17 protein-coding genes are annotated in these 19,574 nt (G+C 65.8%); 6 read left to right on the forward strand and 11 right to left on the reverse strand.

The window, feature by feature from the left end; translation table 11 throughout:
• Positions 1–64: 64 nt before the first annotated feature.
• Both HK401_RS09370 and HK401_RS09375 read left to right on the forward strand, forming a co-directional pair.
• The gene (locus tag HK401_RS09370) at positions 65–1,270 is read left to right on the forward strand and encodes a sensor histidine kinase (RefSeq protein WP_181274358.1); all 1,206 of its coding nucleotides are present in this window, start codon (positions 65–67) and stop codon (positions 1,268–1,270) included.
• A complete protein-coding gene (locus tag HK401_RS09375) occupies positions 1,267–1,872 on the forward strand; it encodes a response regulator transcription factor (RefSeq protein WP_181274359.1) in 606 nt (201 codons plus the stop codon). The genes HK401_RS09370 and HK401_RS09375 overlap by 4 nt, the downstream gene beginning before the upstream one ends.
• Positions 1,873–2,052: 180 nt before the next feature.
• Here HK401_RS09375 and HK401_RS09380 read toward each other — a convergent pair whose 3' ends face one another.
• Both HK401_RS09380 and HK401_RS09385 read right to left on the reverse strand, forming a co-directional pair.
• Positions 2,053–3,177, reverse strand: coding sequence for an ABC transporter permease (locus tag HK401_RS09380; RefSeq protein WP_181274360.1), 1,125 nt, complete (start codon positions 3,175–3,177; stop codon positions 2,053–2,055).
• Positions 3,174–4,061, reverse strand: a complete 888-nt coding sequence (locus HK401_RS09385; RefSeq protein ID WP_181274361.1) for an ABC transporter ATP-binding protein — start codon at positions 4,059–4,061, stop codon at positions 3,174–3,176. The genes HK401_RS09380 and HK401_RS09385 overlap by 4 nt, the downstream gene beginning before the upstream one ends.
• Positions 4,062–4,410: 349 nt before the next feature.
• On the opposite strand from HK401_RS09385, the gene HK401_RS09390 reads away from it, so the two are divergent.
• The 3 genes from HK401_RS09390 to HK401_RS09400 are packed head-to-tail and all read left to right on the forward strand — an operon-like array spanning position 4,411 to position 9,216.
• On the forward strand, positions 4,411–6,810 hold the full coding sequence (locus tag HK401_RS09390; RefSeq protein WP_181274362.1) for a SpaA isopeptide-forming pilin-related protein: 2,400 nt from the start codon (positions 4,411–4,413) through the stop codon (positions 6,808–6,810).
• A 10-nt stretch (positions 6,811–6,820) separates the two neighbouring features.
• The gene (locus tag HK401_RS09395) at positions 6,821–8,203 is read left to right on the forward strand and encodes a SpaH/EbpB family LPXTG-anchored major pilin (protein ID WP_181274363.1); all 1,383 of its coding nucleotides are present in this window, start codon (positions 6,821–6,823) and stop codon (positions 8,201–8,203) included.
• On the forward strand, positions 8,200–9,216 hold the full coding sequence (locus HK401_RS09400) for a class C sortase (protein WP_181274364.1): 1,017 nt from the start codon (positions 8,200–8,202) through the stop codon (positions 9,214–9,216). The genes HK401_RS09395 and HK401_RS09400 overlap by 4 nt, the downstream gene beginning before the upstream one ends.
• Here HK401_RS09400 and HK401_RS09405 read toward each other — a convergent pair.
• From HK401_RS09405 to HK401_RS09425, 5 genes are all read right to left on the reverse strand, one after another.
• Complete coding sequence (locus tag HK401_RS09405; protein ID WP_181274365.1) at positions 9,188–11,866, reverse strand: helix-turn-helix transcriptional regulator; 2,679 nt, start codon at positions 11,864–11,866, stop codon at positions 9,188–9,190. The two genes, HK401_RS09400 and HK401_RS09405, sit on opposite strands and share 29 nt — an antisense overlap.
• A gap of 227 nt (positions 11,867–12,093) precedes the next feature.
• Positions 12,094–12,765, reverse strand: a complete 672-nt coding sequence (locus tag HK401_RS09410; RefSeq protein ID WP_181274366.1) for a response regulator — start codon at positions 12,763–12,765, stop codon at positions 12,094–12,096.
• Positions 12,762–14,282 carry a sensor histidine kinase gene (locus tag HK401_RS09415; RefSeq protein WP_181274367.1) on the reverse strand — a complete coding sequence of 507 codons (1,521 nt, stop codon included), beginning with the start codon at positions 14,280–14,282 and terminating at the stop codon, positions 12,762–12,764. The genes HK401_RS09410 and HK401_RS09415 overlap by 4 nt, the downstream gene beginning before the upstream one ends.
• Before the next feature lie 86 nt (positions 14,283–14,368).
• Positions 14,369–15,499, reverse strand: coding sequence for a serine hydrolase domain-containing protein (locus tag HK401_RS09420; RefSeq protein ID WP_181274368.1), 1,131 nt, complete (start codon positions 15,497–15,499; stop codon positions 14,369–14,371).
• An 11-nt stretch (positions 15,500–15,510) separates the two neighbouring features.
• Entirely contained in the window at positions 15,511–15,999 is a 489-nt protein-coding gene (locus tag HK401_RS09425) for a hypothetical protein (protein ID WP_181274369.1), read from the reverse strand.
• A gap of 107 nt (positions 16,000–16,106) precedes the next feature.
• Here HK401_RS09425 and HK401_RS09430 point away from each other — a divergent pair, with 107 nt between their 5' ends.
• The gene (locus HK401_RS09430; RefSeq protein WP_181274370.1) at positions 16,107–16,751 is read left to right on the forward strand and encodes a TetR/AcrR family transcriptional regulator C-terminal domain-containing protein; all 645 of its coding nucleotides are present in this window, start codon (positions 16,107–16,109) and stop codon (positions 16,749–16,751) included.
• 36 nt (positions 16,752–16,787) lie between these two features.
• Here the strand turns inward: HK401_RS09430 and HK401_RS09435 are convergent, their stop codons facing one another.
• From HK401_RS09435 to HK401_RS09450, 4 genes are all read right to left on the reverse strand, one after another.
• Positions 16,788–17,375 carry a class I SAM-dependent methyltransferase gene (locus HK401_RS09435; protein ID WP_181274371.1) on the reverse strand — a complete coding sequence of 196 codons (588 nt, stop codon included), beginning with the start codon at positions 17,373–17,375 and terminating at the stop codon, positions 16,788–16,790.
• Between the two features lie 104 nt (positions 17,376–17,479).
• On the reverse strand, positions 17,480–18,355 hold the full coding sequence (locus HK401_RS09440) for an anti-sigma factor (RefSeq protein WP_181274372.1): 876 nt from the start codon (positions 18,353–18,355) through the stop codon (positions 17,480–17,482).
• Positions 18,352–18,927, reverse strand: a complete 576-nt coding sequence (locus tag HK401_RS09445; RefSeq protein ID WP_181274373.1) for a sigma-70 family RNA polymerase sigma factor — start codon at positions 18,925–18,927, stop codon at positions 18,352–18,354. Before HK401_RS09445 ends, HK401_RS09440 begins: the two co-directional genes overlap by 4 nt.
• 228 nt (positions 18,928–19,155) lie before the next feature.
• The coding region (locus HK401_RS09450) for a fasciclin domain-containing protein (RefSeq protein WP_181274374.1) at positions 19,156–19,574 on the reverse strand (419 nt) is incomplete at its 5' end.

Here is a 19,574-nt window from a genome sequence, read left to right on the forward strand (position 1 = left end):
ACTCTGCAGTTCCGCGAGACCGAGTGGTTCCGAGACAGCGGCAACGACGAACGAGGAGGCAGTGATGAGCACTGAGACCTACGAGCGTCCCTTCACGTTCATGAGCTGGTTCTTCCCCATCTTCTGGCTCGTCTTCCTCGCCTACCCACTCAACGCCTCGTGGAATCTGGAAGGAACGGCGCGGGCGTGGGGTCTGGGCCTGACGATCATCTTCGCCCTCGTGTTCTACATCGCCATGGTGGCCGGCGGCGTCGGACTGAGGGCATTCTCCCGCACCATCCGAGATGCGACAGCGATCCCGACGCGTCGAGCAAAAGTCGTCGTCAACGCCGCCATCGTCCTCATGGTCATCATCACTGTCATCGTGGTGCCGCTCGTCGGCGAGGAGGGGTTGTCATTCCTCGCCTACATCTCCGTCATCGCCGTGGTGACTGTGCGGAAGGTGATCCCCGGACTCGTCATCGCGGCCTCGACCCTCCTCGTCGCCGAGGCTACCCAACGTCTCGTACCCGGGTGGACCCACGATTGGGCCACGACCTTCGGCATCTCGATCTCTGGCTTCGCCATGGTCATGGCACTCCTTGCCGGGGACCGGGCCCGAGCCGCCCGGGCCTCGGAGGAGGAGAACCGCCGCCTCGAACGTGAGGCCGAACGGCTCCGGCTCTCCCAAGACGTCCACGACGTGCTCGGACATTCGCTCACCGTCATCGCGCTCAAGGCCCAACTGGCCGCGAAGCTCCAGGCCGCCGGCGCCCCCGAGGCGGCCACCCACATCAGCGAGATCGAGACCCTGGCACGTGGAGCGCTCGCCGATGTCCGCACGACGGTTCAGGGCACCAGGCGGATCTCTCTGGCGGAAGAGCTCGTGACGGCGACGCGGGCACTGCGCGCCGACGGCATCACCGTCGAAGCTCCCACCTCGGTCGACGGAGTCGAGACCGAACTGCGCGAACTCTTCGCGTGGGCGGTGCGCGAAGGCAGCACGAACGTCCTCCGACACGCCCGCGCCGGGAGGTGCGTGATCACCCTCGGCCCCACCCGATTCGAGATGCGCAACGACAGCAGCGGGAAGACGACCAACCTCGGCGAGGTGGGCGCGGGAACCGGCCTGCAGGGACTGCGCGAACGGGCGCGAGCGGTCGGCGCTGTGGTGCGCACCCAGAAGACCGACGACGGTTTCGTCCTCACGGTCGCCCGGGAGGCTAGTGGCGACGCGGTCGCTCGCGACGGGGGCGGCGTCGTCGCCCGCGACGGGGAGGCGCCGCAATGATCACCCTGCTCATCGCTGACGATCAGAGGATGGTCCGTGAGGCGCTCGCCGCTCTGCTCGGCATGGAGGCCGACCTCGAGGTCGTCGCCCAGTGCGCCCGTGGCGACGAGGTGCTGCCGGCCGTGCGGGAGTCCCGCCCTGACGTCGCCCTCCTCGACGTCGATATGCCGGGACCTGACGGCCTCGAGGTTGCCGCCACCCTGAATGAGGAGTTTCCGCAGGTCAAGGTCATCATCGTCACCACCTATGGGCGACCGGGATGGGTGAAACGGGCGATGGACGCCGAGGTGGACGGATTCATGGTCAAGGACGCACCGGTCGAGCATCTCGCCGAGGGCATCCGCCGGGTGATGTCGGGTCTGCGGGTCATCGACCCCGAGCTCGTCGTCGAATCGTCGATGCACGGCGCTTCTCCGCTGACCGAGCGGGAGACCGACGTGCTGCGAGCGGCGGCCGACGGTGCCAGCGTGGACGAGGTCGCCTCGATACTGTTCCTGTCCGCCGGGACCGTGCGGAACCGGCTGTCGGCGGCGATCGGGAAGACGAACGCCCGCAACCGCGCCGACGCCGCACGCATCGCCCGCGACAACGGGTGGCTGTAGGTCAGGCCAGTCGTCGGAGCCACCTCCGCGCCTTCACGCGGGCATCGAGTACGTGACTGTGCATCAGAAGTGTGAGCGTACTGATTTTCATCACTACGTGTACACATCGGGCATACAGTAGCCGTGCCGCACCGACCGGGCCGCACGCAGGCAGTGCCGCACACTGGCCGGGCCGCTGGCTCAGCGTCGCCGCAGTGCCTGGCCCCACGACAGCTTCGGGCCCGACTGGAGGATCGAGCGTTCGAAGATCCGGGTTGCCACCAACAGGGCGAGCAGTGTCGTCGCGGCGAGGATGAGCAGCGAGACGAGCGGCTCCCACCATGCGATCGTGCCGAGGAAGACTCGCATCGGCACGGCCACCGCCGCCGAGAACGGAATGTAGCTGAGCACCCCCATGACCGTCTCGTTCGAGGAGAAGATGATGACGGCCATATACGGCAGGAAGATGAGCATCATGATCGGCGTACTCGTCGACGGCAGGTCCTCGGTGCGCGAGACCATCGAGGCTGCGGCCGCGTAGAGGGCGGCGACCATGACGAAGCCGATGATGAAGAGCGGGACGAACCAGGCGATGGGCTCGGCGACCTTGCCCAACACGAGGTCGTTTCCGCTGACGGCGGCTCCGGCGAGGACCGCGACCGCAGTGAGTCCGATCTGGGCGAAGGCGAGGATCGTACACGCGATGACCTTGCCGAACATGAGCACCCGCGCCGAGGTGGAGGCGAGCAGGATCTCGACGATGCGTGACTGCTTCTCCTCGACCACCGAGGAGGCGATCGTATTGCCGAAGGTCATCGCCGCCATGAAGAACACGAGTCCGAGGCCGAGCCCGATGAAGTAGGTCAGGGCCGGATCCGGAGCGTCGGGGTCGAGGAGTTCGACCTCGGGCGTGAGGCTGAGCGAGCCGATGAGCGATTCCGGGGCCGACCGGAGCGAGAGGATTGCAACTCCGGTCGGGGAGTCCTCCGAGTCGACGACCGCGGCGTCGACCTTCTCGGAGCTGACGAGGGCTTTCGCCTCATCCACATCGTCGACGACGACAGGTTCGATGTCCTCGATGCCCTTGACGGCTTCGGCCCCCGCTGAGGTGACCGCTACCTTGTCCGTGGACGAGAAGAGTGAGGGCAGCGCCCCGGAGACTCCGACGAGGGCCCCGAGGATGACGATTGAGAGGATCGTCGAGATCATGAACGCCTTGGACTTGAGCCGGACCATGATCTCGCGTTCGATGACGAGGCCGATGGCGGTGGTGAAGCCGGCACGGTTCGCGGCTGAGTCTGTTCGGGTCAGGGTTTCCGTGCTCATGACTGGGTGACCTCCTGGAAGAGCCGGTTGAGGGGGACGATGTGCGGAGCGAACGAGGACACGGAGGACACGTCGAGCGCTTTCCTCAGGACCGCCTCGGCGGTGGTGGAGTCCGGTGCTGCGAAGCGGACCCAGTTCCCGTCGAATTCGATGACGGTGATGTCGGGGACCTCGCGCACCCATCCCATGTCCGCGTCGGTCTGGAGCGTCCATTCGGGTGAGCTGCGTTCGCGGCGCAGTTCGTCAGTGGTGCCGGCGGCGATGAGGCGGCCGTCGTTGATGATGACGACGTCGTCGACGAGGCGTTCGACGAGGTCGAGCTGGTGGCTGGAGAAGAGCACGGGGGCGCCGGAGGCGGCGAAGGAGGTGAGGACTGCGAGGGTGCGTTCGACGGCGGTGGGGTCGAGCCCGGAGAACGGTTCGTCGAGGACAAGAGCCTCGGGGTCGTGGATGAGGGCCGCGGCGATCTGGACCTTCTGCTGGTTGCCGAGGTTGACCGATTCGAGGGTGTCGGTGGGTTCGCCTTTGAGGTCGAGTTCCTCAAGGAGTTCGAGCCCGCGTTTCTTCGCGGTCTGGCGGCTCAGTCCGTGGAAACGGGCGAGGTAGACGAGCTGATCGATGATCGGCATCTTCGGGTAGAGACCGCGCTCTTCGGGCATATAGCCGATCGCGCTGCGGTGGGCCGGGGTGATGGCGGTTCCGTCGACGGTGATGCGTCCGGAGTCGGCGGCCAGCACGCCGAGGAGGATCCGCATGGTCGTCGTCTTGCCGGAGCCGTTCGAACCGACGAAGCCGGTCATCCGTCCGTCGGCGATGTCGAAGCTGAGGTCGTGGAGCACCTGCTTGTCGCCGAAGCTGCGGTTGATGTTCTCCAGAGTGATCATGCTTCAACGCTATGCGGAGATCGGTGCTTTGGGATCAGCCGAACGGGTGAATTCGCGCCCCTGCCTGCGGGGGAGTCGCGAACGGCGCAGGTGGGAGCAGCGATGTTTCGAAGATTGAAATTCAAACTACTGAGTAGTTGAGATGTGAACTACTCGGTAGTGGAGTGACTACGGAACTCTTGCTGAAGAGTGCCTGCTGGGCAGTGTGATTGATCGTGCAACTACATATCTTGAAAGAGCTTGACCAGCTCCTCACTCCGCAACTCTGATACCGGTGCCACGTTGCCGTGGATCGTCAGGGAATCGAATCGAGCTGGAACACCTTGCTCGACTTCGAAATGAGGGATGTATGACCCGGGTACGTCTGCGCGTGCGCGCCCTGTGGGCGGCGCTGATCGCTGTGCTCTTGGTGATCGCCGGTGGTGTCGTCGTTCTGCCCGCCGCCCCGGCGCAGGCGGCGGCATCGATCAGCTGTGAGCCGGGCGTCGCCTACTCGGCGTCGAGCGACGGACAGCTGAGGAAGATGACAAGCTCGGGTTCGACGAACGTCGGAAGCTACGCCACCAAGCGAGAACGCTATTGGAGTGTCTGGTCCGGGTGGCAGTACCGCGACGTGCAGGTGACGTCATTCAACGGTCTCGGGATCGGGAAGAACGGATCACCGATCTACGCCTACGAACGGACGGACTCCGCACAGACCGTCGAGATCTACCGGTTCGACACTTCGTCGGAGACCTGGAAGACCACCGATGCCAAGGAGTCGAAGAGCGGAGTCCAGTTCATCGGCGGCGCCGTCAACCTCTCCACTGACATCTTCTACTTCGGCGGCTTCAACACGGCCGGCACCTCCTTCTTCCTCTATTCCTACGATTCGGGCAGCAACAGCATCTCGTTCAAGGGCACCATCGACACCAGTGCCGACTCGGGTGGCGCTGCCAATGGAGACATCGCCTTCGACGCGAACGGCAACCTCTTCATCGTTCGCGGATCGGGCTCGACGACGACGATCTTCTCGGTCACCGCAGCCAACGTCGCGAATGCTGCGGGTGGATCGATCCCTTCGTCCAAGTCCGCAGGATTCACGACCAACTCCAATGTCAACGGAGTGGCATTCGACGCGGCAGGCAAGGCGTATCTCGGAACCGGAGACTCCATCACCAGCTACGACATGCCGAACTGGTCGAACAGACAGTCGTTCGCCAGCGGCTCATGGTCGAGCACCGATCTCGCATCCTGCTCGTCTCCGGCCACCCTCACGCTCCAGAAGGAGATCGCAGGCGGACGCGCGAAGTCTGCGGACCAGTTCGGTCTCACCCTCAAGCAGGGCAGCACAGAGCTCGGCACCGCCACGACGACCGGTGAGAAGACCGGTCTGCAGGACGAAATCGTCGGGCCGCTGCCCGCCAAACGCGGAGCCGAGATCGCCTTCTCCGAGTCTGCTGCCAAGGGGGCTGACCTGGGCGATTACGCCAGCACCTACTCGTGCACCGTCGACGGCCGCGCACTCTCCGGCTCCTCCGGCACCGGAACCTCTGGCACCGTGACCATTCCCAACACCGGCGACGCCGTCGTCTGCACGATCACGAACTCTCCGCTGACTGCGAACGTCTCGATCCACAAGGACGTCGTCGATGAGAACGGTGAGAACAAGAAGCCCGGCAAGGACTGGACCGTCGGGGCAAAGACGACCGCCACAACCGAGTCGGTGACCTCGACTCCGACCGCTGCCACGCAGAAGACCGACGCCGACGGCAACGCGAAGTGGGGACTGAAGTTCTCGAAGCCCACGGGCCGGGCCATGGTCGCGATCTCCGAGACCCAACAGGACGGCTACGAGTTCAAGAGCGGCAGCTGCGATATCACTCACCTCGACGGGTCGAAGGACACGACGAAGCTCACCAACGACCAGAGCACCGGCCTCACAGGCATCAAGCCCGGCGACAGCATCGACTGCACCTACCTCAACAAGGTCAAAGACACCGCGCTGACCCTGGTGAAGAAGGTCGACAACACGGCTGCGGCCGGCACTGCCAAAGACACTGACTGGACTCTCAAGGCCGAAGGTGACGCCGCCTCGGGGAACAAGACCATCGAAGGCAAGACCGGGCAGGAGTCGGTGACCAAGGCGAAGGTGAAGTCCGGTAAGTACGCCCTCTCCGAGGCCGGAACCCCGAAGGGCTACGACGCCTCGGACTGGGACTGTAAACCGAGATCCGGTTCCGGCGTCGTCACCTCGGACAAGAGCTCCGTGACTCTGAAATCCGGCGACGATGTCACCTGCACCATCACGAACACCGCGAAAACCGGTGCCGTGACCTGGGGCAAGACCGACGAATCCGGAAACGCACTCAAAGGCTCGGTCTGGACCCTCACCGATCCCGACGGGAAGTCGACGGAGATCGAGGACTGCGTGGCCGCCTCGGCGGACAAATGCGCGGGCGCCGATAAGGACCCGGCAGCCGGCAAATTCTCCGTCGACAGTCTCAAGTGGGGCAAGCACACCCTCGTCGAGAAGAAGGCACCGGCCGGATACATCCTCGACGACGCACCCCACACGTTCACGGTCTCCGGAACCGACCTGGAGAAGAAACTCGGGTCGTACACCAACGAGCAGAAGCCCCCGGTGGCACTGCCGCTGACCGGCGGAACCGGAAGCCAGATCTACCTCATCGGCGGAGCAGCACTGCTCGCCGCCGCCGGTGCCATCGCACTTCTCAAGGGCCTGCGCCGCAGGAACCGGAAGCACTGAAAGGGAAACAATGAAAAACAGGAAATCAGGTCTGTTGCGGCGTCTGACCGCGGTGGCCGCCATCGCCTCGCTGAGCGTTCTGGGCATGGCCGGCACCGCGCAGGCCGCTGACAATGTGGGCAACATCGATTCCGGTCGGACCGGGTCGATCATCATCCACAAGTACGACGGCAGCTACGGCACCGACGGTGGTGACGGATCGGCGATCACGGACACCTCGAAGCTCGGCGAACCGCTGAACGGCGCCGAATTCACCGTCCAGAAGGTCACAGACAAGGGTGGCCAGGCCATCGACCTGACGACCCCCGAGGGCTGGGACGCCATCAAGGGCGTCACGGCCGAGCAGGTCAAAGGCAATGCCTTCACCAAGGCCGCCGGAGTTGCGAAGACCACGGCAAATGGCGGCCTCGCAACATTCGGTGATCTCCCGCTGGGCCTCTACCTCGTCACCGAGACCAAGGCTCCCGCGAACGCGACCTCGACGACTGATCCGTTCCTCGTCACGCTTCCGCTCTCGCAGGACAACGGCAAGTGGCTCTACGACGTCAACGTCTACCCGAAGAACTCGGTGAACAAGACCCAGCCGACCAAAGAGGTCTCGAACCCCTCAGCACCGATCCTCGGTGCGACCGTCGACTGGACCATCACCGCACCGGTTCCGGCCGCGAACAACGGGTACAAGAAGTTCGTCATCACTGACAAGCTCGATTCCCGCCTCGGTTTCGTTTCCGCCAAGGTCGCGGGCTTCACGGAGGGCACCGACTACACGCTGGCGAACAACGGCGGCACAGTGTCCATCACCTTCACTGCGACCGGACTGAACAAGCTCGAGGGTGGTAACAAGGTCGTCGCCACGATCACCACGAAGGTCACCTCCCAGGGCGACGGCACCATCGAGAACACCGCACTGGTCAACACGAACGACTCCAAGGTCGAGACCCCTGCCGTGAGCACGAACTGGGGCTCGCTCAAGGTCATCAAGCACGTCGCCGGCGACCAGGGGCACACCCTTGCCGGTGCCGAGTTCGACATCTTCTCCGATGCTGCCGGCAAGAACAAGGTCGCGTCGGTGAAGACCGCAGCCGACGGCACTGTCTCCGTCACCCTGTGGGTCGGCAACAATGACGACACCACGCAGAAGTACTGGGTCAAGGAGACCAAGGCCCCGGCCGGCTACATCCTCGACGACTCTCTCAACGAGGTCACCGTCACCGCCGGTGAAGTCGCGAGTGCCTTCGAGTTCAAGTTCCCCAACTCCCAGCAGGGCCACCCGGACCTCCCGCTGACCGGTGCTGACGGCAAGCTGCTCGCGATGATCGCCGGCATCGGCCTCATGCTCATCGCCGGTGGTGCAGGCATCGTCGCAGCCAACCGCCGCAAGAACCAGGTGTGACCCACTCACCTGAAGGCAGGCAGACCACCGAGGCTGCCGTGCCGGGCACGACCACGCGGCGTCTGTCCACCGACGGGCGCCGCTGGCGCGTGCCGATTCTCTCCCTCGTCGTCGCGCTCATCGCCCTGACCGGCCTGGGCATCTGGACCTACCCGAGCGCGGCCGCGTGGTTCTCCCAGCTCGACCAGTCGAAGATCATCGACAACGCCGCGGACGGGACCGCCGGAAACCGAGCCGAGAACGCCCGCCAGATCGCTCTCGCCCACAAGTACAACGATGCCCTCGAATCCGGAGCCAGTCTCGAATCGAACCATCGACTGCCTTCGGGCGAGGGCACCTCGGCGAAGGGCGCACCTGCCTACGAGGACGTCCTCGACGACGGTGGGACGGGCGTGATGACCCGACTGCGGATTCCGAAGATCGACGTCGACCTGCCCGTCTACCACGGCACGGACGATGCCACCCTGCTCAAGGGCCTCGGCCACCTCGAAGGCACGAGCCTGCCCGTCGGCGGAAAGGGCACACACTCGGTCATCACCGGCCACCGGGGACTCGCCGAGGCGACCATGTTCACGAACCTCGACAAGGTCGGCAAGGGGGATCGGTTCACGCTCACGACCTTCGGCGAGGTGCTCAGCTACCAGGTCGTGAGGACTCAGGTCGTCGATCCCGATGAGACCGAATCGCTGGGCACGATCTCCGATCGGGACCTCGTCACCCTCGTGACGTGCACCCCGCTGGGCATCAACTCCCAGCGCATCCTCGTCACCGCCGAACGCGTCTACCCGACCCCTGCCGCCGACCGGGAATCAGGTCTGGCCGAAACGGACCTGCCGGGCTTCCCCTGGTGGATCGTCATCATGGCAGCGGGCCTGGTGGCCGCCGGCGTCTACGTGTGGTGGTCGGGCCGTCCGGTGCGACCGAAGACAGCTGGCGCGTCGAATGGAACGGAGACAACCGGTGCAGCGGACGGTGCGAAGTCCACTAGCGCCGCGCGTGGTCCGAAGCATTGATCCGGCCGGTGTCGCGCAGCGTGAGCAGCAACCGCGGAATATCACGGCGACGCTCCGCCCCGAGCTTGGCCCGAGCCTGCAGCACATGCGATTCGACGGTGCGCACCGAAAGCACGAGTCGCTGGCTGATCTGCACGTTCGTCAGCCCTTCGGCGACGAGGCGGCACACCTCGAGCTCACGATCGGTCAGGGTCACGGGCGGTGCTGCCGCAGAGGCGGCTCCCGCCGTGTCTTCCTTCGGCTGCGGATCTTCCGGCGGAATGGACGCCCGCTGCCGCAGCGCGTCCAGGGCCTCTCCGGCCATCCGTGCCCGAGCGCTGAGTCGCTGTCCGAGGAACAAGGCTCTGGCCTCGGCAAACGCATGTCGGGCGGCACCGCGGTATCCGACCTCCTGCAGCTCCCGGCCGGCCGCGAGGAGTTCCTCGGCATCCTCGTCGGCTGCGGCTTCGATATGTCTGCGTGCGGCCAGGGGGCCCGGCATGGTCAGGGTCTCGACCTCCGCGGGCAGGGACTCGCGCGCCTCGGCGGGGGTGATCGTGCCGTCGAGCACGCGGGCGTGAGCGAAGATGGCGTGCATCCACGCGGGCATCGGCCCGGGGTTCGTCGCCCCGGGCCCGAGCAGAAACGACGCGAGGCCGTCATGGAGTCGGTAGCCCTCTGACGGGGCACTGTCGGTGGTCGAGGCCGGGTTGTAGAACGGCGCGTTGCTGCGCTGCCATCGGCCGAGGGTGTCCCGCAGGCCCCAACCGACCGCGGACAGTGCCGGGGTGACCGTGTCGGCCACCGCCTCGTAGTCCCGGGCGGCGAGCTCGGTCTCTCCGTCGAGCAGACGCTGGATGCCGATGCACCATGCGGTCGTCGCGCTCAGCTGCCATCCGCTGTGGGCTGAGGCTCCTGTCGCCGAAGCCAGAAGGGTCCGGGTGGCGAGTTCGGAGCGCTGCGGTTCGACTCCGGCCAGCAGGCAGTTGACGGTCGCGCCGATGGTGAAGAACCAGGCCATCGTGAAGGTGAAGCCGCTGAGCGGTCGCGATCGCACGGTCGTGATCTCGGCGATGAGGTCGAGTCCTTCGGCCGCGGCAGTCATCAGCGCTTCGGCGTCATCGGTCTTCAGGTGGTACTGGCACAGTGCGGCGAAGGCCATGAGTCTCAGCGACCACGGTGCGGCAGGAGAATCGGCCACCGCGCGGGCATCCTCGACCCGGGTCATCGCACCCCCGGTGAAGGAGGACACGAGGTTCGAGAACCCGGGAATCTTCGGTTCGACCTCCTCGGCGAGGAAATCCGTCCACCACCGCGGCAGCTCGCGTTCGGCCGACAATGCCGTGGCGGCCGTGGTGAGGAGTTCGTGGACGACGGGATCACGTTCGCGGCCCATGGCCCCGAGGTCGATCCCCTTCCTGATCATCTTGAGTGCTCCTGCGCGGTCGCCTCCCAGCAGGAGCGCCGTGATCATCTGCAGCTCCCACTCGAGGAAGAGCGGGTCATCCTGCACCGCATCTTCGACCATGTGGAGCATGATCGTCGCTTCCAAAGGGTCGCCGAGGCGGTTGAGCGAACGTGCCGCCCTGAGCAGCAGTTCGGTGCGGCGCCGATCGATGTCGAGGCCCTCGTTGATGACGTCCCTGGCCAGACCGATCTCGGCGGCCTCACCGACCGGGTAGCCGGCCTTCCACAGGGTCGTCAGGCGGCGTTCGAACTTCTCCTCGTCCGCGGCGTCCGCCTCGCCGAGGGGCTGGTTGGCCAGCGCATCGACGTGCAGCGACGAGACCGCCACAGACGTGTGGCCGCTGACATCGAATTCCCGTGCCAGGCGCATATCGATGAGCCGGGCGATCACCGCATCCCCGAAGAGCTGCTTGGCCGTGCGGGTCGGCATCGGACTGAGGTCGCCGAGGCGGCGGGCAGCGATGAGAGTCGCGGGGCTGTGCTGCGAGAACCGCGTGGAGACCCGCGACAGCACCCGGTTGCCGAAGAACGGGGTGCCGATGCTTGCGTGAGGATAGTGCCGGGGCACCCTGTGCGGATTCGTCTCCGCCCAGGCGATGAGATCGGCGGCGACGAGCGGCTTGCCTCCGGACAGCGCCGCCAGGGTGCGCAGCTGCAGGTCATCGAGGGGAATGGTCGTCGACAAGCCTGTGACCAGCGCCAGGGATTCGCTTCCGGTGAGCCGGGCCAGGTCGACCCGTTCGAGTTCTCCGCTGCTCCACCCGTCGGCGATCTGCCCGAGGACACCGTCGTCTCCGCCGCGGACGGTGCGCAGGTGGTCGCCGTCGAGGAGGTAGGCGATCGGCACCGGGGAGGTATGGAGCGCCTGGTCGATGACGGGTTCCGCCGCATCCGTGAGGAGGTGGGCTCCGCTGATGATCCGCGGTTCGCACTTCGATCTGCCGGCATCGACGAACCGCGCGACCTCCTCGGCGGTGGTGTGGGCACTGGCCCGGAGCAGCGTCTGGTCGGGCTGACCGAGTGCGGCGGCCAGCGAGCGGGCGAAGTCCAGGGCTCCGTCACCGGGCAGGCAGACCACGACGACGGACCGGCCGGATCGGAGGTGGTCGACGATCTGGGCCGATTCGCGGCTGCGGGTCGGTGCGAGGTGCACCAGCCGGTCATAGGTGGGGTCGACGGGGGTGATGCCGTCCACACTGTGCATAGGTGTGCAGCCTTTCCGGTCTGCGAACCGGATCGGCCGTGGGAGCTGCGATGCCGTTCGCTGGGGGAGACCGTCAATGCGGTGGTTGGGTGTCGGTGGGGAGGAGCGAACCGCCCTATGACGGTTCGATGAGAGACATATTACTCCCGTTGTGACCGAGACTGTGACCGATGTCCACAAAAGGTGCCGATCCATCCGCCGAGGCGGCCCGCGGTCCCCGTCTCATCTCACCCTGGCCGGTCCTGCCGCCCGATTGCCACGACACCGTGCTCGTAGGCCCAGATCACCGCGTGGATGCGGTCGCGGATGCCGAGTTTTGCCAGCAGGTTCGACACGTGCGTCTTCACCGTGGCGTCGCCGACGAAGAGCTGAGCGGCGATCTCCGAGTTGCTTGCTCCGGTCGCGACCAACCTGAGCACCTCGAGTTCGCGTTCGGTGAGCTGCTCGAGCTCCGGGGCCGTGGGGGTGGTCGGCTCCGGCGTGGACACCGAGCGTTCGATGACGCGGCGGGTCACCTCGGGCGAGAGGAGTCCGTCGCCGGCGGCCAGTGCGGCGACCGCGTCGATGAGCTGTTCGGCCTCGGCGGTCTTGAGGAGGAACCCGCTTGCGCCGGCGGCCAGAGCCCGGAACAGGAAGTCGTCGCGGTCGAAGGTGGTGAGCATGAGGACGGCTCCGCCCGAGCCGCGATGGACGATCTGCTCGGTGGATTCGAGCCCGTCCATGACCGGCATCTGCACGTCCATGCAGATGACGTCGGGGGAGAGCTCGAGGGCTTTGTCGATGGCGATCTGCCCGTTCTCGGCCTCGCCGACCACGGTGATCCCGTCCTCGCTTTCGAGGATCGTGCGGAAGCCGGTGCGGACCATCGATTGGTCGTCGACGAGGAGGACTCGGATCATGGGAGAGCCCTCTCAGCGGGTGCAGGGTCGGTGGATTCGGAGCCGCGCGGCTCGGGAGCCTTCGCGGTGGGTGCGGTTTCTGCGGCGGGGCCGCGGCCCTCGGTCTGTGGGGACTCGTCCCGGGGTCCGAGCCCATCTGCGGTGCTGCGCGGGTAGGGGATGCGCGCGCGGACGAGCCACCCGCCGCGGGATTTCGGACCGGCCTCGAGGCTGCCGCCGAGGGCATTCATGCGCTCTCTCATCCCGACGATGCCGAGTCCGGTTCCCTCCGACCGACGGACCGCACCGGCGCGGCGCTCGTGTGATCCGTGCGCTCGCTCTGTCGTCGAATCGATGCCGCGGGAGTCGGGATTGCGGGAGTCATGACCGCGGGAATCGCTCACCTCGACCTCGAGATCAGCGGTGCCGTAGCGGACACGCACAGCCACCTCGGCGCCGGCACCCGCATAGCGGGCGCAGTTCGTCAGGGATTCCTGGATCACTCGGTAGATCGACATCTCCGTGATCGGGGTCAGCGGACGCGGTCGCCCGACCGTGGTGTACTCGACGGTCTGGCCGAATCGTTGGGCCGATGTGATGAGCTCGGGCAGATCGCCGAGGCCGGGATTGCCTTTGACCGACGACGCTGCCGGTTCGTCGGACGTGCTGACCCGATCGGTGTCCGTGTTCTCGAGCGGATCGGCAGGTGTGTGCGTGTCGCGCAGTGTGTAGACGAGGGCGCGGAGCTCATCGACGGTCTCACGGGTCGAGGACTCGATGACCTGCAGCGATTCCTTGGCTTTGTCGGGGTTCTTCTCGAGGCTGCGGCGCGCAGCGGCCGCATGGATGCCGACCCCGGCGATATGGTGGGCGACCCCGTCGTGGAGTTCGCGGGCGATGCGCACGCGCTCCAGGTCAAGCGCCTGACGGGTCAGCTGCTGTTCCTGTTCGCGGACCTCCTCATTGGCGGCTCGGAGTTCGTCGAGCAGGCAACGCTGGGCGTAGGCCCGATTGCCGAAGAGCCACGCGCCGCCGAAGAACACGGCGTTGATGAGGAACGTGACCCCGGTGGCCGCTGCGAACTGGACGAAGGTGAGATCACCCAGATCCTGGAACTGCAGGGCCGCGGAGACGACGACATAGACGAAGATCGCCAGACATAGCAGGCAGCGCGAGACGAACGCCACCCGCCTGCTGAGGCGGAATGCGCCGATCGCATAGACGGAGATGAAGAGAGCGATCTGGGAGACGCCCGGCTCCATCATCTGCAGAATCTGCGCAGTGACGTAGAGCGCGGTGATGAACCAGGCCACGAGATTCGGGAAGCGCCGCCTCCACAGGAGCGGAACAGTGACGACGATCGAGAGCAGGCAGGCAACCCACAGTGGGGCCTTGAACTCCCAGAATCCGCTGCCGGAATAGAGCACGGCGAACACGAGCGACCCGGCGGCCAGCGCAGCGACGAGCCTGACATCGGACCGCTTCGGCCTGCGGTCCAGATCCGACAGCCCGGCCGTCGATCGAGGTTCTTCCGTCATCGTTCCAGCTTAGACAGTGAGATGCGCGATCGGCATCCGCCTCAGTGGGGAAATCGCGAGGGCTGCCTCCCGCCGGCGGTGGATGCTCAGCTCATGCCCATCGCGACGACAGCGGCCAGGGCGGCATCGATCGGATGCGGCTGTGGACGTCCGGAATCGTCGAGGCTGTTCCATCGCTGGCCGTTGACCAGAACAGTGATCTGCTTCTGTGCGTCGGCCCGAGTGAACGTGAGCGCTCCTCCGCCCCACACCGAACCGTCGTGTCCCCACCAGACGGTTCCGTCGTCGGCCTCACGTCGGTGCAGCCCGAGCCCGTACTCGATGGTCGTGCCCTCGAACGAGATCACCGGAACGGTGCTCTGCATCTGCTCGAGCGATTCCGGTCTCAGCAGCTGTCCGTCGACAAGGAGACCGAAGAATCGGTTGAGATCGGCTGCGGTCGACACCAAAGAGGCTGCGGGACCCACCCACGACATGTCGAAGTCGGTCAGGTCGACCGGCGGATCTGCCATGCCGAACCAGGACTCGCAGAGGCTCGTATGAGGTGCCGGCAGCACCGGCTCGGACGGGAAATAGGTGTCGTGGAGTCCGGCGGGCTCGATGACCTCGGTGCGGATGTGCTCTTCGGCCGTGGTGCCGGTGGCGGTCTCGATGAGTTCTGCGAGGAGCAGGTAGTTCGTGTTCGAGTACCTGCCCGGCAGGCCGCCGGGCTCCCCTGCCGACGGAGCCTCGACGCCGATGTCGATGAGGTCTCGTCTGTCGAAGTGAGTGAACTGATGCTCGATGAGGCTGCGAGGACTCGTCTGCGCCAGGTCCGGAAACGCCTTCAGAGAATCGTAGATGACGGGCAGGTATTCGTTGAGTCCGCTCGTGTGAGCGGCGAGCATGCGCACGGTGATCGCCTTGCCGCGCTCCCCGGGCACGAGTTCGGGGAGGTATCGGCCGATCGACGCATCGAGGTCGATCAGCCCTTTCTCCGCGAGCCGGAGCAGGGCCACCGTGGTGAAGGTCTTCGCAATGCTGCCGACGCGATGGTGGAGCTCAGGCGTCATCGGAATCCGAGCGGTCACCTCGGCGAATCCTGCACATTCGCGCATGGTCTCGCCGTGGTCGACCACCTCGGCGATGATGCCGGGCATACCCGCGCGATGCACCTTTCCGACCGCCTCGGCGAGGTCGTGTCGGGTGTGGGCCCTGGGGCTGAGGGATTCTGACATGGGTATTCCTTTCAGGTTGCTCGTGCTCGAGGTGATCGGTGCAGTGGCGCTGTGTCCCTGTTCGCCGAGGTGGCCGATCGAGTGAACATGAGGACGACGGCGATGAGCCCTGCCGCGCAGGGGAGGATGCCGATGGTGCCGATGAGCGGTGGCAGACCGGTGTCTCCCGAGGTGTCGCGGACGAGGAGGGCGAATGCGGCGACGGAGGTGCCGGTGAGAGCCAGCACCGGGGCCGCCCATCGGATCCACCGGCTGCCGCGGTGCGCCGACCAGATGGTCACCGCCCAGCCGAGGACGCCGAGCACACTGACGACCGTCAAGGAGGTGGCGTAGAAGTCCACGCCTGTCGCGATCTCATTCTGGGACATCGATGGGTAGCCGCTGCGGATGTGGTCGCCGATGAGCGGCCTGCCGAGCTGTGCGCACGCGGCTGCCACGACAGTGAGTGTCAGCCCGACCCAGAGGGCGACGAAGGTCGAACCGGAGTACTGCCTGTTCATGGTGGAGTCCTTTCTGGTTATACAGCGTAAAACTTTATTCTCATGCTAGTTTTACGGTGTAGATCAGGTCAATGGAGGAAAACCCGAGAGTTCATGAAGGAGGCGGCATGAGCACAGGAAGTGCGGCCCGCACGCGAGGCCAGCATGCCGGTCTGAGACCGGAGTCGATCGTGCGCACCGCGATCGCCATCGCCGACGAAGAGGGCCTGGCATCGGTGTCGATGCGCAGGATCGGAGCCCGGCTCAAGGTCGAGGCGATGGCGCTCTACCACCACTTCCCGAACAAGGACGCCCTGCTCGACGCCGTCGTCGAGGAACTCTCGACGTCCGCGCCGCCGCTCGACTTCGCGGAGTCACCGTGGCGGGACGCCTTGAAGGGTTATGCGCGAACGCAGCTGAGCACTCTCTCCGAACATCCGAACCTCGTCGATCTCGTCATGACCCGGCCGGCGGTGACCAGCGGAAATCTTGCTCTGTTGGAGACTCTCGTCGACTTCCTCTGCGAAGCCGGGTTCTCTGCCCGGCGCGGACTCGACATGATCTACACCATCCACGAGCTCGTCCTCATGCATGCCGCGCTCAGGGGTGAGAAGCGTCAGGCGGCTCATCTCGACGGAATCTCCGAGGCGGATTTCCCGCGCCTCGTCGAGGCGACCGCTGCGGTTGCGCGCCGCGCACCGACCGCTCGCTTCGAGTTCGCACTCGATGCGCTCATCGCAGGGTTCGACGAGGTGGCCGAGCGCGATACCTGAGGCGGCGGTTCGGCTGATCGGGTCGGTGAGGTCTGATCATTTCTTCTGCGCGACGACGACTGCGAGGTCCCGGTGCTGCCAATGCGCGTGCGGTGTCAGCCCCGCCTCGACGAGCCAGGTCAGCTGTGCATCGAGGGAGCTGGGAGTGTCGTCGATCCAGTCGATGGGCGTGACGACGTCTGCCGGATCGGCAGGAACGACGAGGTCGCCGAGGACGAACCGACCGCCGGGTCTGAGCAGCGCTGCGATGCGAGCGAAGAGGTCCGCCTTGCCGGGACCGTCGAGGTGATGGACCGCGAGCGTCGACATCACCAAGTCGAAGGGGCCACGCGGAAGCGGATCCTCAAGGCGATTCTGCCGCAGCTCCGTGCGCTCCGGGTCGAGAGCTTGTTCAGCGGCGGCGAGCATGTCGGCACTCGCGTCGATGCCGAGCAGTTCCGTCTCCGGGAGTGCTTCGAGAACACGCTGTGCGGTCAGACCGCTGCCGATGCCCAGATCGAGGACCGACCTCGGTCGTCCCGCAGCGGCTGCGGCCGCCACTTCGGACTGGAGTCGCGGGTAGTCGGGGATCTCCTCGGCCATGAGCGCCTGGTAGGTGTCCGGGTCCCACTCGAATTCGGTCATGTCTGCTCCTTCGCCGACGGTGGGAGTGAGTCTACTCGGCGGGGCCCGGAGCAGTCACGCCTCGGTGCCGTCGATCTGCCGTGAGCAGAACGCTGCCGACGGACCTACAGGTCGATCGCGACGACCGGGTCGGTGGTCGGCTGCTTCGAACCGCCCTCGGGTTCGACGGTGATGCCGAAGACGCTGCCCTTCGCGAACTTCTCGCCGGCGATGGTCACCGGCTGATCCGACATCAGGCCGGCGCTTTCCGGGCCGTCGGCGCCGATGACCCACATCTGCATCGACTTTCCGGCCGGTGGCCGTCCGATGTCTTTTGGACTGAGGCGGATGAGCTGCTCGCTCTCGGAGGAGAGCACGGTGACGGTTCCGCCGTCCGGTATATCTGCGGTGCTCGTCTTCAGGTCACCAGCCTCCATGAGGCGGGCCGAGTCATCGAGCTGCTGCTGAGTCGCGGCCAGATCCTCTTCCAGCTCGTTCTGCCGCTGATTCTGCTGCCAGACGGTCGCGCCGAGACCGGCGGCGACGACGATCGCCGCTGCGGCTGCGGCCCAGGGCAGCCAGGAACGTCGGCGAGGCTGAGCCCGGCCCAGGTCGTCTGCGCGGGCGTCGGATCGGCGGGCCTCCCGATGGGCGCTGAGCGACGTCGGCGCGGGCGGTGCCCCGGCGGAGGTTTCCGCGGCAGCCGGTGTGGGCGAAACCTCACCGACCGGTGGGGTTTGTGCCTCGGCTGTCGGGGTCGACTCTGAGGCCGGTTCCTGCTCATGGTTGTCAGGGATGCTGAGAATCGCGTCCCGGGCCGCCGAGCTGACCTCGACCGGTTCATCGGATTCGGCCGCGTCGGCCATCACGTCGGCATAGGCGGCGACTTCGGCGCGGAAGTCGGCGTCGGCATCGGCCAGCGCCTGAGCCTCGGTGAGTTCTGAGTCGCTGAGCCCGCCGAGGGCCAGCCCGGCAGCCAGATAGTCACGATCTGCGCTCATCGGCTTGCCTCCAACTCTTCTCGCAGCTTCTTCATTCCGTCCCTGATCCGTGACTTGATGGTACCCAGGGGCACCTGGAGATTCTCAGAGATCTGGGTGTGGGTCATGCCTTGGTAGAAGGCCATGACGATCGGTTCGGCCTGCTCATCCGGGAGGATCCGCAGAGCCGAGACGGTCCGGTCCGACTCTGCACGGGCGATGACGGTCTGCTCCACCTGGTCGCTTGCTTCGGCGGTGGTGCGGAGCCCGTCCGCATAGTCTCTGTCCTGTTGAGCCTGGACGCTGCGCACACAGTCGATGGCTCGCCTGCGGCACAGGGTGATCAGCCATGCCCGTCCGCTGCCGCGCCCCGGGTCGAAGCCCGAACACCGGGTCCACACCTCGGTGAAGCAGTCCTGGAGGACTTCCTCGGCCAGTGTTCGGCTCTTGACGATTCGCAGGATGACGGCCATGAGGATGCGGGAGTGAGTGGTGAACAGTTCTTCGAATGCGGACCGTTCACCCTCGGCGATGCGGATCAGCAGGGCACCGCCGGGATCGGCGGAATCCGCCGGCTGGTGATCAGAACTCATTGCCCAATCATGCCATGCATGCAGAAACCGATCACACCTTTCCCAGGTGAGCGAGTCGAGCGGGGTGGGTGCAGTGGTGGGAGCGTGTGCAACAGAGACGGTCAATCGACGTTCGCCTGAAGCCGCACGAACCGGCGAGGAACCGAAAGCGGCCGGGAGCCGATCCTGTTGCTGCTGATCGGTTCCCGGCCACTGCATCGTGGTGTTCTCTCGCTGTGGACTCTCCGGTCACTTCTTCGGCATCATCACGGCATCGACCATGTAGACCGTGGCGTTGGCGGTCTTGACTCCGCCGCAGACCAGTCCGGCATCGTCGAACTTCATGTCCTCGCCCTCACCGGAGATCTTCACCTTCGAACCTTCGACGGTCTCGTGTTCACCGGCGATCTCATCGGGGGAGAGCTGTCCGGGGATGACGTGGTAGGTCAGCACCTTCGTCAGCTGGTCCGAGTCCTTGGCCAGGGCGTCGAGGTCGTCCTTGGGCACATCGGCGAAGGCGTCGTCGACCGGGGCGATGACCGTGAACTCGTCGCCGTTGAGGGTGTCGACGAGGTCGACATCGGGGTTGAGCTTGCCCGAGACAGCCTTGGTCAGGGTCGTGAGCATCGGGTTGTTCGAGGCGGCAGTGGCCACCGGGTCCTGGCCCA

The organism is Brevibacterium oceani (genome assembly GCF_013623835.1).
In the GTDB taxonomy this organism is placed as follows: domain Bacteria; phylum Actinomycetota; class Actinomycetes; order Actinomycetales; family Brevibacteriaceae; genus Brevibacterium; species Brevibacterium oceani.

Coding starts and splice junctions, on each gene's coding strand:
- HK401_RS09370 (WP_181274358.1), top strand. CDS start 65: ATGAGCACTGAGACCTACGAGCGTCCCTTCACGTTCATGAGCTGGTTC.
- HK401_RS09375 (WP_181274359.1), top strand. CDS start 1,267: ATGATCACCCTGCTCATCGCTGACGATCAGAGGATGGTCCGTGAGGCG.
- HK401_RS09380 (WP_181274360.1), bottom strand. CDS start 3,177: ATGAGCACGGAAACCCTGACCCGAACAGACTCAGCCGCGAACCGTGCC.
- HK401_RS09385 (WP_181274361.1), bottom strand. CDS start 4,061: ATGATCACTCTGGAGAACATCAACCGCAGCTTCGGCGACAAGCAGGTG.
- HK401_RS09390 (WP_181274362.1), top strand. CDS start 4,411: ATGACCCGGGTACGTCTGCGCGTGCGCGCCCTGTGGGCGGCGCTGATC.
- HK401_RS09395 (WP_181274363.1), top strand. CDS start 6,821: ATGAAAAACAGGAAATCAGGTCTGTTGCGGCGTCTGACCGCGGTGGCC.
- HK401_RS09405 (WP_181274365.1), bottom strand. CDS start 11,866: ATGCACAGTGTGGACGGCATCACCCCCGTCGACCCCACCTATGACCGG.
- HK401_RS09410 (WP_181274366.1), bottom strand. CDS start 12,765: ATGATCCGAGTCCTCCTCGTCGACGACCAATCGATGGTCCGCACCGGC.
- HK401_RS09415 (WP_181274367.1), bottom strand. CDS start 14,282: ATGACGGAAGAACCTCGATCGACGGCCGGGCTGTCGGATCTGGACCGC.
- HK401_RS09420 (WP_181274368.1), bottom strand. CDS start 15,499: ATGTCAGAATCCCTCAGCCCCAGGGCCCACACCCGACACGACCTCGCC.
- HK401_RS09425 (WP_181274369.1), bottom strand. CDS start 15,999: ATGAACAGGCAGTACTCCGGTTCGACCTTCGTCGCCCTCTGGGTCGGG.
- HK401_RS09430 (WP_181274370.1), top strand. CDS start 16,107: ATGAGCACAGGAAGTGCGGCCCGCACGCGAGGCCAGCATGCCGGTCTG.
- HK401_RS09435 (WP_181274371.1), bottom strand. CDS start 17,375: ATGACCGAATTCGAGTGGGACCCGGACACCTACCAGGCGCTCATGGCC.
- HK401_RS09440 (WP_181274372.1), bottom strand. CDS start 18,355: ATGAGCGCAGATCGTGACTATCTGGCTGCCGGGCTGGCCCTCGGCGGG.
- HK401_RS09445 (WP_181274373.1), bottom strand. CDS start 18,927: ATGAGTTCTGATCACCAGCCGGCGGATTCCGCCGATCCCGGCGGTGCC.